Here is a 14,885-nt window from a genome sequence, read left to right on the forward strand (position 1 = left end):
CCGGATGCGCCGCCACACCATCGCCCCGCGCCCCGACTGGCTGGCCACCGTCGAGTCCCAGGGCCTCGTGTACGCGATGTGCTCCGACCCGTGCAACCAGGGCGGCCCGCACGCCTACTGGGACGAGAGCGCCTACTACGAGTTCTCGCTGCCCGAGGTGGAGGCCCTGGAGGAGGTCGTCGAGGAACTCCACGAGCTCTCCCTCGCCGCCGCCGAGCACGTGGTGCGCACCGGCCGCTTCGCCGACTTCGGCATCACCGACCCGCGCCTGGCCGCCGTCGTCGCCGAGTCCTGGCGCCGCCGCGACGAACAGCCCAGCGTGTACGGTCGTTTCGACCTCGCCTACGACGGCACCGGCCCGGCCAAGCTCTTCGAGTACAACGCCGACACCCCGACCTCGCTGATCGAGGCCGCCGGACCGCAGTGGTTCTGGCTGGAGGAGCGCTTCCCCGAAGCCGACCAGTGGAACTCCCTGCACGAGCGGCTGATCGAGTCCTGGTCCCGCCAGAAGCACCTCCTGCCGCCCGGTCCCGTCCACTTCGCCCACTCCCGCGGCGACACCGAGGGCGAGGACTGGCTCACCACCCTCTACCTGCAGGAGTGCGCCGAACAGGCCGGCCTGCGGACCGTCGGCATCGCCGTGGAGGACATCGGCTGGGACGAGCTGTCCGGCCGCTTCGTCGACCTGGAGCACCGCTTCATCCGCTCCGCGTTCAAGCTCTACCCGTGGGAGTGGCTGGTCGACGACGAGTTCGCCGACCACCTGCTGGACGTCATCGACCTCGGCGGCAGCACCGGCTCCACGCTGTGGATCGAGCCCGCCTGGAAGATGCTGCTCTCCAACAAGGCCCTGCTGGCCGTGCTGTGGGAGCTCAATCCCGGCCACCCCAACCTGCTGCCCGCCTACCTCGACGGCCCGCGCGAACTCGCCGACCCCGACGGCCCCGGCTACGCCGCCAAGCCGCTGCTCGGCCGGGAGGGCGCCGGCATCCGCATCGTCGAACCCGACGGCAGCCAGACCCGGCTCGCCGACTGGGCCGGCGACCCGGACCGCTACGGCGCCGAAGGCTACTGCTACCAGCAGTACCACCCGCTCCCCGACTTCGACGGCAACCGCCCCGTCCTCGGCACCTGGGTCGTCGACGGCGAATCCGCCGGCCTCGGCATCCGCGAGACGGACGACAGCCCCATCACCCACCAGGGCGCCCGCTTCCTCCCCCACCTGATCCGCTGAGCCCACCCCCGCCCGCCCCCCTGACGGTCCGTCAGGGGTATCTTTCTCTCTTCCCTCTCCCCATCCTCAACTGTCTGACGTACCGGGACGGCTGCCGCGCGAACGCTGCGCCGGAATCCGCAGAACCTCGACTCCCCCGACCGCCGGCGACCAGCGCTGAGCAGGCATCCCGGCACCGGCCACCTCGCTCCCAGCCGTCCCCGGCAGCGGGTGGCGGGGGGTGATCCGCGCCAGCGAGGCCAACCGGGCCCGGCTGGTCTGCCGCTCCACCGCCCCCCGGCAGCGAGCCCGGCCGGTGGCCGACACGTCCGGGGCGGTGAAGTGCTCGGCGGCGTAACGACGGAAGAGTTCACGGCGGGTCATCGAAACCTCCTGAGCAGCCGAGGACCGGCTGGCAGCCGTCATCGGGAACACCCCAAGCAAAGCGCCACTCCCGCGGGCCGAACAATGCGTATCCCCTACCCAACATCCGCCCCGAACCCTGGGTATCCCCAGCCTCGACCGGCCACCAAAAGCGCCACTCCCGCGGGCCGAACAATGCGTATCCCCTACCCAACATCCGCCCCGAACCCTGGGTATCCCCAGCCTCGACCGGCCACCACCTGCCCTTCGCCCGCCGCGATGGGTACCGCCACGCATTGATCACCGTAATGAACCCCCGGTTGGCTGGCACTCCCTCTCCGCCCACCCTCACCCGGAGGCCCGGATGACCCGCCGCGAACGCTTCCGCCTGCACACCAGCGAACACTTCACCGCCCGCGCCGACCGGCCCACGATCGGACGTCGCCGCGGCACCGTCGAACGCCAGACCCGCCGCGCCACGCTCTCCCGACTCGCCCGTCTCACCCACCACCCCCGTCTCACCCACCACCCCCGTGCCTGACTCCGCCCCCGGCCGCCACCCTCCCCACCCCGCGACGTCTCCCCACAGTCGACCTCCCGCTCTGGCTGGTCACCATGCCCACCCCCGGCCCCACCGGCGCCTGCGGCAAGCAGACCTTCGCCGTCCGCGCCCTCACCCACGTCGAGGCCCTCGCCACAGCCGCCACCACCGCGCACACCCACCCGACCCTCCGCCACCGCCGCGGCGCCCGCACCGACACCGCCACCGCCACCGCCCGCGCCGCCCTGCACCACTGACACGCCGTCCACCGCTCTCCCCCGGGCGTCACCCACCCCCAGCCGAACGCTCCTGGCTGCCCGGTGCCTCCCGCCGCTCGAACCGCTACTCGAAGCACCCGCCGAAACGGCCCCTGGAGCGACCTGCCGCAGAGCCCGCCCGGCCCGCTCGACCACCACCCCGCCGCGAACCGGTGGGCCCAGCCCGGCCGGATGCCCACCCGCAGCTCTCCTCCCCTCCGCGCCCCCGGCCGCACTCCCCGCCGAGCGCCCACCCACCACCCGCCCCTCCACTCGAACTCAGCTCTCGGTCTCCGCCAGCGCCTCCGCCACGTCCTTCCGTCCCACACCCAACTTCCTCAGCACGCTGGCCACGTGGTGCTCCACCGTGCGCGGCGACAGGAACAGCACCTGGGCGATGTCCTGGTTGCTGACCCCCTGCCCGACCAGCTCCGCAACCTGCCGCTCGCGCGGCGAGAGCGCCTCGCCGTAGCCGCGCCGTCCGGGCGAAGCCATCCGCCCGAGCCCGAGGTCCCGCCGGACGTGCTGGCAACGGGCCGCGTCGGAGGCCGCTCCGAGGGTGGTGTAGGTGGCTTCGGCGGCGGCCAACCGCTCGGCCGCGGTCTGCGGTTCGCGCTCCGCGAGTGCCCGGGCCAGCCGCTCCTCCGCTCTGGCGACCTCGTAGGGGCGGCCGATGCTCCGCCAGGCGTCCCGGGCCCGGCGGTAGGACTCGATCGCACCGCACGGCTCCGCCCCCTCCAGCAGGACGCCACGGGCCAGGGCCAGCCCCGCGTGGGCGGCGGGCGCGTCCGTCCTCCCGATCGCCTCCGCCGCCTCCTCGACCAGGTGCCGGGCCGCGCCCTCGTCACCGACGCCCCGTACGACCTCCACGGCGATCGGCAGCAGTTCCCCCGCACGGGCCCACGCCCCGGCCTGGCGCAGGATCGCCACCGCCGGCGCCAGCAGCGCGGCAGCCGCCTCCGCCCCGCGTTCCACCAGCTCCACCGCTCCCAGACCGGCGGCGGCCCTGATCGCCGTGGTGACCTGTGACTCCCGCTCCCCGTACCCGGCGGCGGACTCGAACTCGGCCCGGGCGACCGCCAGCCGCCCCCGCGAGGCGGCCATCCGACCGAACAGCAGGGCGCGTTCGACCCGGGCCATCGCCACGTCCGGGTACTCGGTGCCGAGCGCCTCGAACCGCTCCTCCAAGCCCTGCCAGCGCCCGGCCAGGCCGTCGAGGCGCAGCAGGGCGATCCGGCTGTAGCACTCCAGGTAGGAGATCGCGGCCTGCCGGGCCAGGGCGCGGCTCTCGGCGAGCAGCTGTCCGGCCCGCTGGTCGTGGCCGGTCTCCATCGCGATTTCGCCGACGTTGAACAGTGCCCTGGTGGTCTGCCGGACGAGCTCCGGGCTGGAGGCGCCGCGCGGCAGCCGGTCGAGTTCGGGCCACAGCTCGGGGTCGCCCTCGCGGGCCTGGAAGGTGAGCCTGGTGGCGCGGTAGGCGGCGGCGACCTCCTCGTCGGGCTCGATCTCCAGCGCGGCGGCGGCCTTGGCCATCCGCTCCCGGACGGCCGCGCCCGCGCCGTCGCGTTCGTTCATCGCAAGCGCGACCAAGGCCCGGGCGGCGCGGGCCGGCCGTTCGGCGATGAGTTCGTCGGCGGCCTGTTCGACCAGGGCGAACCCGGCCCGGTCGCCGCCCTGGACGGCCACCCGCAGGCCCAGGGTCAGCCGGACCTCACCGCGGTCGGCCACCGGCAGCCGGGGGTCCGCGATGATGTCGGCCAGCACCTCGGTGCTGGCCTCGTCGTAGGCGGCGTTCGCGGCCAGGCCGGCCAGCGCCCGGGCGGCCCGCCCGCGGCGCTCCGGCGCGAGGTCGGTCTCGGCGAGCAGCTCGCGCAGCAGCGAGCCCGCCAGCGCGGTGTGGCCCTGCTCCGCGGCCTGTTCGGCCGCCGCCTCGGCGGCCTGCTGCCAGGCGTCCCGGTCGCCGAGCGCGCGGGTGTGCACGGCGATCCGGGCGAGTGGCCGCGGTTGCCCGGCGCGCAGCGCCTCGATGGCCCGACGGTGGAGCGCGGAGCGCGTCGGGCCCGGTATCCGCCGGTACGCCACCTGCCGGGCGGGCTCCCGGCGGAACGCGTACCTGGCCGGGGCGGGCTCGCTCAGCACCGCCGCGCGCAGGGCCTCCACCAGCCCGGCGGAGACCTGCTCGGAGGGCAGCGCGGAGACCTCGGCGATCAGCTCCTCCCCGGCCGGCTCGTCCAGCACGGCAACCGTCTCCACCACCGCACGCGCCTCCGGGCCGAGCCCTGCCAGTCGCTCGGCCACCGCGTCCCGCAGGCTGCGCGGCAGGTCCGCCCCGGCCAGGAGAGCGACGGGGTCCGTCCGCCGATCGTCCTCCCGCAGTACCGCCAGGTCCTCGACGATCGCCGCCGGAAACCCACCGGAGCGCCGGTGCAGCAGGGCCGCCACCGCGGGCACGCTCCCGGCGGCGGGGCCGCCACCAGCGGCCGAACCGCTCCCGCCACTGGCACCGAGCGCGGCACGGGCCAGCTCCAGGACCTCCGCCTCGTCCAAGGGCTCGACCCTGAGCAACCCACCGGAGACCCCGGGCGGGCAGCGGTAGGCCGCTCCCAGCACGGACACCCCGTCCGGCAGCTCCTCCCGCCGGTAGGTCACCACCAGCGACAGGCCGGGGTTCGGGTCTCTGGCCAGCAGCAGCAACAGCTCTCTGGTCGCCCGATCGGCCCACTGCGCGTCCTCGACCAGCAGCACCACCTCGCCCAGCGCTCCGAGCAACGCCCGCAGGCCCTGTGCCAGCCGGTACCGCTCGTCGGCTCCCGGCCCGGCGGTGTCCGCCGGCAGCAGGTCGGCCAGGTCCGGCAGCCACGCGCGGAGCGCACCGGCGCTCGACGGTACTCCGGCGGTCTCCGCCAGGGCCGGGCGGCTGTGCCGGAAGGCGTCCAGCAACGGCCCGTAGGGCGGCGGCTCGGCCACTGGGTGGCACCGTGCGGTCAGCACCCGTTCCCCCGGGATCCCGGCCTCCGCCAGCGCCCGCTCGACCAGCGCGGTTTTCCCGACTCCCGCATCGCCTTCCACCAGCATCACCGCCGACGCAGTGCGCAGCACCTCGACCAACCGCGCCACTTCCCGCCGCCGCCCGACGAAGCCCGGCGCTCCCCCGCCGTGCCTCATCTCCGCACGCCCCATCCGCACGCCCGACCCGACCGCACCAGCCGGCGAGAGCACGTACGTTCCATACGCCCCATCATGCCGTGCCACCCGCACACCCCGGCAGCCGCCCGCCGACGCACCACGCTCGGCTGCCTCCTCACCGGAACCCTTCATTCCCACCTCCTCTCGCATCTGAAATCCCTCCACCGCACCCACCTGCCTGCTCACCGGCCCCGACCCCCGGCTCACCGCCCTGGGCCACGGCCCGGCACCGCTCCCCGTCCTGCCTTTGTCCCGACACTTCCGCTCCACGGCAACGCACCTGCTGCCGTGCCCCCGGCCAGGCAACTTCCCTGCTGACAGCCGTTCCACCTGCTCCCGCCAGACCCACGGAGACCGCCCGTCCCGGCTCCTGCCCCGAGCGCTTCGGCACCGTGCCGTGTTGCGGGCCGGGTGACTCCCTGGCGAGCATGAAGAAACTGCGTGCGACCTCACCCCGAGCGACGAGGACAGGTGCTGTCATGACCGACTGGGACGCCCAGGACCCGGAGCCCGCCGAGGACGACGGCGTTCTCGAACCTGCCGACTCCCTGCTCACGGACCGGCTGGACGACGACCCGCTCGACACTGGAGTCATCCCGCCGGACGGCTACCGCGGGGCCACCGCGTACGGCACCACGCCCGAGGAGGCCGAGCGCGGCGAGTCCCTGGACCAGCTGCTGTCCGAGGAGGAGCCCGACGACAGCCCCGAGGCGGTCGACGACCGCTGGGCCGACGGGCCCTCGCCCCGGTCCGGCCGCTTGGTCGAGGACGGCATCGACACCGAGGGCACCGACGTCGGACCGGACGCCGGGGCCGCCAGCGCGGAAGAGGCCGCTGTGCACCTGGTGTACCCGGACGAGGACGCCGAAGCCGAGTTCGACGACGCCGAGCCCGACGAGCCGCTGCGCGAGGCGGTCAGGTTCACCGTGCTCGACGACCTGGCTGATCGCGTCCCCGACGACGACTACCGCTGAGCCGCCCCTTCGGTTCCGCCGGGTCCCCCGGCCTCAACCGCTCACCTCCACCTCCACCTCCAGGTCGGCCACCAGCAGTCGGGGTCCGCTCTCGTCGGCCTCCGCCATCACGGTCCCGTCCGGTGCCCACACGGCGCTGCCCCCGCAGCCCGTCCACGGTCCGGCGGGGCCGACGTGGTTGGCGAGCACCACGTACATTCCGGTGGCCTTCGCTATCGCCGGATGAAGGACTCGGCGTTCTTCACGTCCCCCTCCGGTCCCGTACAGCGAACTCGCCAGGTGCACCTGGCAGCCCCGGGCTGCGTTCCGTGCGGCCACCTCGGGGAAGTGGTTGTCGAAGCACGTCCCCAACGAGTAGCCGATGCCGTCCAGCCAGAAGCGGCCGCCCCCGCTCCCGGCCTCGAACACCTCCTGTTCGTTCTCGTACAGATGCTCCTTCGCGTACACCTCCACCACGGAGCCGTCCCGGGCGTACACGGTGCTGGTGATCCGTGGTCGGCCTCCCGGTCCTGCCGTAGCCCCGTTGACCACCACCGTGATCCCCGCTTCACGCAGCGGGTCGAGACGCACGTCCTCCGCCTCGGTCCACAGCGTCCGGTCCGCACCGATCAGCTCGGGCTCGTACCCGGTGAGCGCCAACTCCGGACAGACCATCACCACGCTGCCCGCCTCCCGCGCCTCCCGCGCCAGACCGGCGATCCGCCGCACATTGGCCACCACGTCACCCGCAACGCACTCGAACTGGGCCGCTGCCACCCGTATCCGCACCAATTGGCTCCCCTTCCCATCGCATCGCCTGCCCGGACGCTATCGCCCGCTCTCCGGTCCGTTTCCTTTGCGGTCCCGGCCGTCGAAACCACCTTCCACACTCCAGTAGCCTTCAAGAGAAGACCCGGCAGATGCGGAGAAACAGGTGGTGAGTACCTTGTCTCAGCCCCTTCGATCCGCTATCTACCTTGCCGCGAACCGCGTCATTGAGCGCCCGGCGCTGATCGATTCGGTACGATCGCCCGCAAGGGCGAAGGTGTCCGGTGGACTTCGATAGGCCCATCCTCGTGCCGGTCGGTCCGGATGCCTGGCACTGGCGCACCTCGACAGCGAGCGCACCGTAGCGGTCGCGGCCCGAACGGTGACCTCCCTCGTTCGTGTTCTGGAAGTCCTGCCGGATCTGGTGGGCAATGATCCCCGGTTGGCGATCGTATTCGCCCACGATCCCACTTCCGCCTTCGGCGAAGGCGTTCCGGAACTGCTCCGCTCACTGCGCTGCCGGACCCCACCCTGGGCTCAACTCGCCGAGGCAGAACCTGACCTGTTGATCTCGGCGAGCGAGAACATCGGCGTTCCGTCCGGCGACTACCCGGTGCTCGTCCTTCCGCACGGGATCGGTTTCCAGAAGCTCGTTCCGGATTCGGCGTCTTCGGGTACTCGGCTTTCCGATCTGGTGCCGGACGGGTTGTTGTCGGCGGGTCGGGCCTGGCTCACCGTGTCGCACCTCGATCAGGAGAGCCAGCTCGCCGCCGCCCATCCAGCCACTGCGGGTCGGACCGTCCTGGTGGGCGACCCGTGCCTGGACCGTCTGCACGCCAATCTGCGCTGGCGGGACCGCTACCGCTCTTCGCTCGGGGTCGGACCCGGCCAACAGCTGGTCTTCGTGACCTCCGCCTGGGGGCCCGGCGCGCTGATCGGCCGTCACCCGGACCTGCCGGCCCGGCTGCTGGCCGAGCTGTCCGCAGACGAGTACCGACTCGCCCTGGTGCTGCATCCGAACGTCTGGTCCGGCCACGGGGCGTGGCAGATCCGGGTGGCGCAGCGTTCGGCACTGGCTGCCGGTGCTCTGCTGATCGATCCGACGGCGGGTTGGCAGCAGGCGCTGACCGCCTCCGACGTGGTGGTCGGCGACCACGGCTCGGTGACCCTTTACGGGGCTGCGCTCGGCAGGCCCGTCGTGCTCGCCGCCTTCGGTGAGGAGATGGTGCCCGGGACGGCCGGGCACACGCTCGGCCGTTCCGTTCCGATGCTCGACCGGTCGGCTCCATTGCGCCCACAGATCGACGCGGCGGTCTCGGGCCATCGCTCCGATCGGCTCATGGCTGTCGCCCAGCGCGCATTCATGGAGCCCGGGTCGGCCTTTCCGGAACTCCGTCGGCTGCTGTACCAGTTGCTGAAACTGGCTCCGCCGGCGGAGACGGGTGGCCGGCCGATGGCTTTCCCGCCCGTACCGCAGGCCGATGCCCCACCTGTCACCTCCTTCTACGTGGAGACGGCTCTTCTCGGCACCGACAGTCCGTCCCTCCGCGTGTCGGTGCGCCGTTACCCGGCAGCGGCGCGTGAGCCGGGTGAGGAATCGGAGCAGACCTTCTGACATCTTGCGAGTGATGCCGAGGAACCCGATACGCACCTCACCGACAGCGCCTCCGTTCTGGTCTGTCGGCGCCCGTCCGCCTCGCTCGACGCGGCTCACCACCGGGTCCTCGAACTCCGGGCTCACTACGTCTGCCTGCTGATCGCCGTGTCGCTGCCCGACGGCGCCCTCGTCGGCCTGGCGAGCGAACCGCGGTTCGTGGTTCGTTCCGCTGACGGGAAGCCGTTGGCCCCCGAGCAGGCTGCCGCAGCGTTCTACACCGCGCTGCGCGTCAAGTCCCGTCCTGAACTGCTCGATCACTTCGGCCTCCTGCTGGATCTGGGCTCGCACTGCCGCGAGCTGACGATCCGGAAGATGCCCGAGCCTCACTGAACCCACACCCGAAAAGGGTATAACAGGTACTAAACCAACCAATTAGACATTTCTAGGGTTCTATGAGGTTGACCCCGTTGTCCGCGCCCACCCGAAGCTTCGGCACACCGGAGCGTGCCGAATCCGGCCCACACTCGCCCGTGTCCGTCCGGTCCTCCGGCCGGTTCGAACGGGGCGGCTGTCCGTTCCGGCCCGGTTCGGTCCGCCGGTGGCCGCCTCTCGTTCTGTCCGCCTCTGGACCGGGAGCTCCCCTGTGCCGCCGATCTTTCCCGAAACCGTCCTGCACACCGATCGGCTGCCCCTCCGCTCCTTCACCGCAGAGGACGTGAACGACACCCGAGCCGCCTGCTCCGACGAGCTGACCCAGCAGTGGCAGCCACTGCCCGATCCCTACACCACCGAGCACGCGGCTTCCTGGTGCACCGATGTGTCCCACCGGTTGCGCGCCTCCGGCGACGGCATCCACTTCGCCGTCACCGGAGGCGACTCCGGGCAGTTGCTCGGCACCGGCGGCCTCAAGAAGACTGACTGGCCGGCCCGGGTGAGCGGGGTCGGTTGTTACTGGACCGCCCCGTGGGCACGGGGCCGCGGGGTGACGGTCGAGGCAACGCGGGCCCTCGGTGAGTGGCTGTTGGGCGAGTAGGGTTTCCAACGGTTGCAGCTGTTCGCCGCCACCGGCAACACCGCCTCCCAGCGGGTCGCCGAGAAGGCGGGGTTCCAGAAGAAGGGCGTCCTCCGGAACGCCGACTACATCCGCACCGGCCGGGTCGACCTGTTCGCCTTCTCGCCCGTGCCCGACGACCTGTCGGGAATCTGACCCGCCGCGCCTCCCGCCAGCGGGGCTGTCCAGCCGTCAACGCGGTGGTGGACAGGCCCGAGCCCGTGGTGCCGCAGCCGGTTTCAGCCCTCCCGGCCACGACGGCGGGGCGTCACCGACGCAGCACAAGGAAGCGTGCGCTGAACCAGAGCCCGACGAGTCCCAGGACGTTGCCCGCAGCTATCAGCTTCGACAGGTCCCCGGCGCGTACGGGCCCGGGTATGAGGAACGCGGCGGCCAGCATCGCCGCGAAGTAGACGACGTTCAACAGGAAGGCCACCCCCGCTCGACCGATCTGCTCCAGGTAGCTGAGCAGCGCGAGCGTTCCGCCGAAGAGCACCAGGGTGGGGCCGACCCAGGCGAAGTAGTCGGCTGTGACGGAGGCCGCGGCACGATCCGTGGTCAGCGCCCGGGCGATCGGTTCCCGGAGCAGGAATACCGCCGCCCCGAGCAGGAGGTACGGAGGGGTCGCCAGCCGCAAGGCGGTGACCAGGCCCGTGTGGTTGAGACTTCGGCGGTTCTCGCCGGGCCGCAAGGTCACGGCGACGGCCGCACCGGAGCCGGCGGCCATCGCGATCACCATCAGCAGTCCGACGGCCATCTGCCCGAGGGCGAATCCCGCGACCTCGGTCGGCCCGGCCTCGTGCAGTACCCGCAGGTAGCCGAAGGTCATGGTGGACAGCAGCAGGAACGTGCCCGCCACCGGGGCGCCCAGGCCCAGGAGTTCACGTATCGCACCCCGGTCGAGGGTCAGCACGGGCCAGGCCACCTGCTTCCGCCGGAGAACGCGCACGACAGCCGTCCCGACGATCACGGTGGCGGGCAGGCCCCCGATCGGCACCGCCAGTACGCCGAGGCCCGTGACCGCGCGGAGCGCGACCATGCCCACGATGGACAGCACGGTGAACAGCACCCCCAGCCAGGCGGCCGGACCGGTGTGGCCCAGACCGCGTAGGACTCCGGTACCGAGGTAGGGGATCAGCCCGACCACTCCGGTCAGAGCGACGGCGACGACGAAGACCAGCACCTCGTGCCGGGCGCCGGGCGCGGTCCCGAGAGCGGACAGGAAGGGGCCCGAGGCCGCCACCGCGGTGACGGCTTGCAGTATCAGCAGGCCCGCGCCGATGGCGAAGAACGTCGGTATGGACTTGAGCGAGTCCCGTTCTCTGCCGTTCCGAGCAGCGATACCCGCAGAGACCTGAGCAGCCACCACGAGCCCTTCGGTCACCGCCAGCACGAGGTAACCGACCGGGGTGTACACCGAGCGGACGTAGAGCGCCTCTGGGCCCAGGCGCCCCAGGAAGGCCACCGTCCAGGTCTGCAGCACCAGCCCTGCTACCAATCCGAGCAGGATTGATACGGCGAACCGCGCGGCTGACACGTTCAGTGACGCCGGCACGGGCTGTTGTTTCTCGATGGCGGTCGTGGACTCCACAGCCATGCTTCCCCCTCGTGGTCATGCCGACAGCCCTCCACAGAGCGTCGGCGATATCGACGCGGCCGACCGTAGCGAGAGATTTTTATGAATTCAAGAAATAAACCTCCCCGGCCCATTCGGATTTAGTCTGAAAAATCCGGCGCCCGGCAGGGCGGGGAGCGCAGACGGCAAGGCGGCGCACCGCGCGCATCCGGATGCCAGCCCCACCCGCTGCTCGGCCCAAGCGGGGTGCTGCACCACCGCGACACCACCCCGGCACCGCGACGCCGCCTCCCGGAAAACCGCGGCCGGCCGCGCCTGCCACTGGCGAACTCCCATTCAGCACACCACCCGTTGGGGGCACTCACCGGCGTGTCCCGGTGTCCCATCACGATCGAGTGCGTTGTGCTGTACGGCGTCCTTCGGCCCCGCTCGGCCGCCCGCCCAGTCCTGCATGTTCTCTGGAGGTATCCATGTCTACCACCGCTGTCTTCACCGTCGAAGGAATGAGCTGCGGCCACTGCGAGCGAACCGTCACCGCCGGATTGACCGCGCTGAACGGCGTCACCAACGTCACCGCCGACGCGAAGTCCGGCCAGGTGACAGTCGAATCTGCCGAACCTCTCCAGGACGACCAGATTCGTTCCGCCGTCACCGACGCCGGTTTCGCCCTGGTCGGTCGAGTCTGATCCACCGACCGGGCACCGGCCCCGGAAAGCCCCACCCTCCTTCGATCCCGCCGCGTTCCTGCCACCCACCTCGCAGGAGCGCGGCGCTTTCTTCGCCTGAATCTAGTTACCAGCGCTGAAGCCGGATCAATCCATCCCCGGGGTGTAGGTCTCCGAGGCGGAGCAGGCATCACTGCTGAAGGCACGAAGGACCTCCGGCTCCCGCCTGCGGCCACCCCGTATCAGCCCGATTCCTCGCTTTCCGAGCAGTCCTCCGATCCCATCGGTCTCTCCACTCGGTGCTGCGGATCCGAGGAATCCCGGCCTCGAATAATAATTTGCAGGCGATCCGCTGTCCCTCCTACTCTTGGGCACAGCTGACGGCGGATCAGGTCCCGCCGTTGGTTCTCCCGGCGTTCGCTCGTCCGGGCACCGAGGTCTCGCAGTGCCACTCTTCGAAGGGAGTCCCGCAATGGTTCCGATAATCCGCGACCGTTCCGCGGCGCTCCCGATCGCTGCTCCACCCCGCCGGTCCGTTCTCGCGTAGCAGTCGCGGCGGATCGCCACGATCGGGTTCAGCGTCTCCCACCCCTTCCTGGAGGCACTGTGATCTTCCGTCCGATCGTTCCGCAGGAACTCAACGCCGTGCTGGCTCAGATCCGGCCCGACCCTTCCACCTCGCTCTCCGCAGAGATGGTGCGCGCGCGTCTGGCCAGCGGCGAGTACCGTCCCGGCTGGATCTGGGTGGCGGAGCCTGGCCCTGGCCGAGCAGCGCTGGCCGTCGCCATCTGGTGGGGCGCTCCCACCGACGTCCATCCGAGCAATCTGGATGCGTTGTTCGCCCGGTCCGATCCGGCCCGGCCCTCCATCGATCCGCGCAGGCGAACGCCCCGGGTGCCCAGTCCGCCCGTGGATCCGCGCAGTGCGGTCGCCGCCGCGCTGCTGACCGCCGCCCATCAGGTGTTCGCCGCAGATGGGCTGGTACCCGCGCCCGACTACCACCTCTTCCTACCGCCCGACTGGCGCGATCACCCCGAGGTCGCCGCTTCGGTGGCGTGGCGTCGCCACGCGGCCGAGGCCGCAGGATTGCGCCTCGCCGCCGAACGGCTCCGCTTCGAACGCGAGACCGATCATCCTGTCCCCTCCCTGTCCGGTCGGCTGTTCTTCACGTCCGAGCCCGACGACGAAGTCTTCGTCGACCTGTTCCGCCGGGTCCTGCCGAACAGTCTGGACGCGATGTGCACCCGGGAGGCTCTCCTGATCGGTTCAGAAGCACACGCCAGGAACGAGGTCGCGTTCTACCGCTGGGAGATGTACGGCAAGCGTTCCTGGTGGCGAATAGCCAGGACATCAACGGGGCAGGTGGCCGGTTTCGCCATCCCCTCGCACAACTCCGTCGTGCCGGTGGTGGGTTACCTCGGAGTCCTGCCCGAATTCCGAGGACGGGGCTTCGCTGCCGAGATCATCGCCGAGATCACCCGGATCCTGGCCGCCGAAAGCCAGGCCGAGGTGGTCCGCGCCGAGACCAGCCTCTCCAACCATCCGGTGGTCGCCGCTCTCGAACTGGTCGGCTACCGCAACCGCAATCGCCGACTGGTCCTCTCCGCCGTCTGACCGGCCACCACGCCCATGTCGGCAGCAGCATCGACCGACCGCCCAGCGGCCCGGCGTTTCCACTGCCGGCCTGCGGTCTGCCCAGGGCCGAAAGGCACCTGCCGTCCCGTCACCGAAAGGAGCGCCTCCCATCAGGTACGACTTCCAGCACAGTGCTCCGCCACGCCACCGTTCCGGCTCAGCCCAGCGAGAAAGCTCCGTTGGGAGGGGGCGGCGAATCTTCGGCCGTCGCATCCGTGACCGGCTCTGCCGCTTGCTCCGGCGTTTCCGTGAGCCTGGCGGGGAACGGGTCCGCGGCGAGCAGCCGGGTCAACTCCCCGGTGGGGAGCGGCGCATCGGAGCCGACCAGCAAGACGTTCCCGTAGCGCCGGCCCCTCAACACTGCGGGCTCGGCCACCAGGCAGACGTGGGCAAAGACGGCCGCGACCGTGGCAGCCTGGGCCTTGGCGAAGGTGAGCGGCGGGCCGTCCGCCAGGTTCGCCGCGTAGCAGCCCCCTGGCCGGAGCACGGCGGCAGCCAGCCGTACGAACTCGATGCTGGTGAGGTGAGCCGGCGTCCGCGAGCCGCGGAACACGTCGGCCACCACCACATCGACACTGGCGGGTGCCACGGACCCGAGTGCGGCCCTGGCATCGCCGACCGTCACCTCGATACCGGACGGCCAAGGAAGGTGCTCGGCGATGAACTCGGTCAGCGGGCCGTCCAGTTCGACCACCTGCTGGCGCGAGCCGGGACGGGCCCGCGCCAGGTAGCGGGGCAGGGTGAGCCCGCCGCCGCCCAGGTGCAGTGCGTCCAACGGTTCACCGGGGTCCGCGACCACGTCCAGCAGGTGCGCGATCCGCTGCACGTACTCGAACTCGAGATGTGTCGGGTCCTGGAGGTCGACATACGACTGCGGGGTGCCGTCGAGGGTGAGCAGCCAGCCGCCTTCGACGTCGATGTCGGGAATCAGCTTGGCGGTGCCGAGCGCCACCTCGCGCTCCGCCGGCCGCGGATCCGCCCCGTCGGCGGTGATGCCGCTCATCGGCCGGGCCTCCGGGAAGTGACGGGGCGAAGAACGATCGACGAAGGGACAGCCATGCGGGCAGCTTAGGCCCCACC

At 71.5% G+C, this 14,885-nt stretch carries 14 protein-coding genes; 10 read left to right on the forward strand and 4 right to left on the reverse strand.

What is annotated here, in order from left to right; translation table 11 throughout:
* Nucleotides 1-4: 4 nt before the first annotated feature.
* From ACIQVD_RS11775 to ACIQVD_RS11785, 3 genes are all read left to right on the forward strand, one after another.
* On the forward strand, nucleotides 5-1,234 hold the full coding sequence (locus ACIQVD_RS11775; protein WP_400685053.1) for a glutathionylspermidine synthase family protein: 1,230 nt from the start codon (nucleotides 5-7) through the stop codon (nucleotides 1,232-1,234).
* A gap of 706 nt (nucleotides 1,235-1,940) precedes the next feature.
* Entirely contained in the window at nucleotides 1,941-2,117 is a 177-nt protein-coding gene (locus ACIQVD_RS11780) for a hypothetical protein (RefSeq protein ID WP_402288149.1), read from the forward strand.
* 74 nt (nucleotides 2,118-2,191) lie between these two features.
* Nucleotides 2,192-2,374 (forward strand): hypothetical protein, encoded by a 183-nt coding sequence (locus tag ACIQVD_RS11785; protein WP_402288152.1) that lies wholly within the window; start codon nucleotides 2,192-2,194, stop codon nucleotides 2,372-2,374.
* Between the two features lie 279 nt (nucleotides 2,375-2,653).
* Here the strand turns inward: ACIQVD_RS11785 and ACIQVD_RS11790 are convergent, their stop codons facing one another.
* Nucleotides 2,654-5,710 (reverse strand): ATP-binding protein, encoded by a 3,057-nt coding sequence (locus tag ACIQVD_RS11790; RefSeq protein WP_402288155.1) that lies wholly within the window; start codon nucleotides 5,708-5,710, stop codon nucleotides 2,654-2,656.
* A gap of 329 nt (nucleotides 5,711-6,039) precedes the next feature.
* On the opposite strand from ACIQVD_RS11790, the gene ACIQVD_RS11795 reads away from it, so the two are divergent.
* Nucleotides 6,040-6,534, forward strand: coding sequence for a DUF5709 domain-containing protein (locus tag ACIQVD_RS11795; RefSeq protein ID WP_400685041.1), 495 nt, complete (start codon nucleotides 6,040-6,042; stop codon nucleotides 6,532-6,534).
* Nucleotides 6,535-6,567: 33 nt separating this feature from the next.
* Here the strand turns inward: ACIQVD_RS11795 and ACIQVD_RS11800 are convergent, their stop codons facing one another.
* A complete protein-coding gene (locus tag ACIQVD_RS11800) occupies nucleotides 6,568-7,302 on the reverse strand; it encodes a carbon-nitrogen hydrolase family protein (protein WP_402288158.1) in 735 nt (244 codons plus the stop codon).
* Nucleotides 7,303-7,663: 361 nt separating this feature from the next.
* Here ACIQVD_RS11800 and ACIQVD_RS11805 point away from each other — a divergent pair, with 361 nt between their 5' ends.
* The 4 genes from ACIQVD_RS11805 (at nucleotide 7,664) to ACIQVD_RS11820 (ending at nucleotide 10,085) form a co-directional block, all read left to right on the forward strand.
* The gene (locus ACIQVD_RS11805) at nucleotides 7,664-8,896 is read left to right on the forward strand and encodes a hypothetical protein (protein WP_402288161.1); all 1,233 of its coding nucleotides are present in this window, start codon (nucleotides 7,664-7,666) and stop codon (nucleotides 8,894-8,896) included.
* Nucleotides 8,897-9,043: 147 nt separating this feature from the next.
* Nucleotides 9,044-9,268, forward strand: a complete 225-nt coding sequence (locus ACIQVD_RS11810; RefSeq protein ID WP_402288164.1) for a hypothetical protein — start codon at nucleotides 9,044-9,046, stop codon at nucleotides 9,266-9,268.
* Nucleotides 9,269-9,521: 253 nt separating this feature from the next.
* Nucleotides 9,522-9,911 (forward strand): GNAT family N-acetyltransferase, encoded by a 390-nt coding sequence (locus ACIQVD_RS11815; RefSeq protein WP_402288168.1) that lies wholly within the window; start codon nucleotides 9,522-9,524, stop codon nucleotides 9,909-9,911.
* 12 nt (nucleotides 9,912-9,923) lie between these two features.
* On the forward strand, nucleotides 9,924-10,085 hold the full coding sequence (locus ACIQVD_RS11820; RefSeq protein WP_402288171.1) for a GNAT family N-acetyltransferase: 162 nt from the start codon (nucleotides 9,924-9,926) through the stop codon (nucleotides 10,083-10,085).
* Between the two features lie 112 nt (nucleotides 10,086-10,197).
* Here the strand turns inward: ACIQVD_RS11820 and ACIQVD_RS11825 are convergent, their stop codons facing one another.
* Nucleotides 10,198-11,526, reverse strand: a complete 1,329-nt coding sequence (locus ACIQVD_RS11825; protein WP_402288174.1) for an MATE family efflux transporter — start codon at nucleotides 11,524-11,526, stop codon at nucleotides 10,198-10,200.
* A gap of 449 nt (nucleotides 11,527-11,975) precedes the next feature.
* On the opposite strand from ACIQVD_RS11825, the gene ACIQVD_RS11830 reads away from it, so the two are divergent.
* Nucleotides 11,976-12,191: a heavy-metal-associated domain-containing protein gene (locus ACIQVD_RS11830; protein ID WP_380240019.1), complete on the forward strand. Its 216-nt coding sequence runs from the start codon at nucleotides 11,976-11,978 to the stop codon at nucleotides 12,189-12,191.
* Between the two features lie 585 nt (nucleotides 12,192-12,776).
* Nucleotides 12,777-13,784 carry a GNAT family N-acetyltransferase gene (locus ACIQVD_RS11835; protein ID WP_402288177.1) on the forward strand — a complete coding sequence of 336 codons (1,008 nt, stop codon included), beginning with the start codon at nucleotides 12,777-12,779 and terminating at the stop codon, nucleotides 13,782-13,784.
* A 178-nt stretch (nucleotides 13,785-13,962) separates the two neighbouring features.
* On the opposite strand, the gene ACIQVD_RS11840 is transcribed toward ACIQVD_RS11835, so the two are convergent.
* Nucleotides 13,963-14,808: a spermidine synthase gene (locus ACIQVD_RS11840; RefSeq protein ID WP_402288180.1), complete on the reverse strand. Its 846-nt coding sequence runs from the start codon at nucleotides 14,806-14,808 to the stop codon at nucleotides 13,963-13,965.
* Between the last annotated feature and the right edge of the window lie 77 nt (nucleotides 14,809-14,885).

Origin of the sequence: Kitasatospora sp. NPDC090308, assembly GCF_044769485.1 — a bacterium.
GTDB lineage: Bacteria > Actinomycetota > Actinomycetes > Streptomycetales > Streptomycetaceae > Kitasatospora > Kitasatospora fiedleri.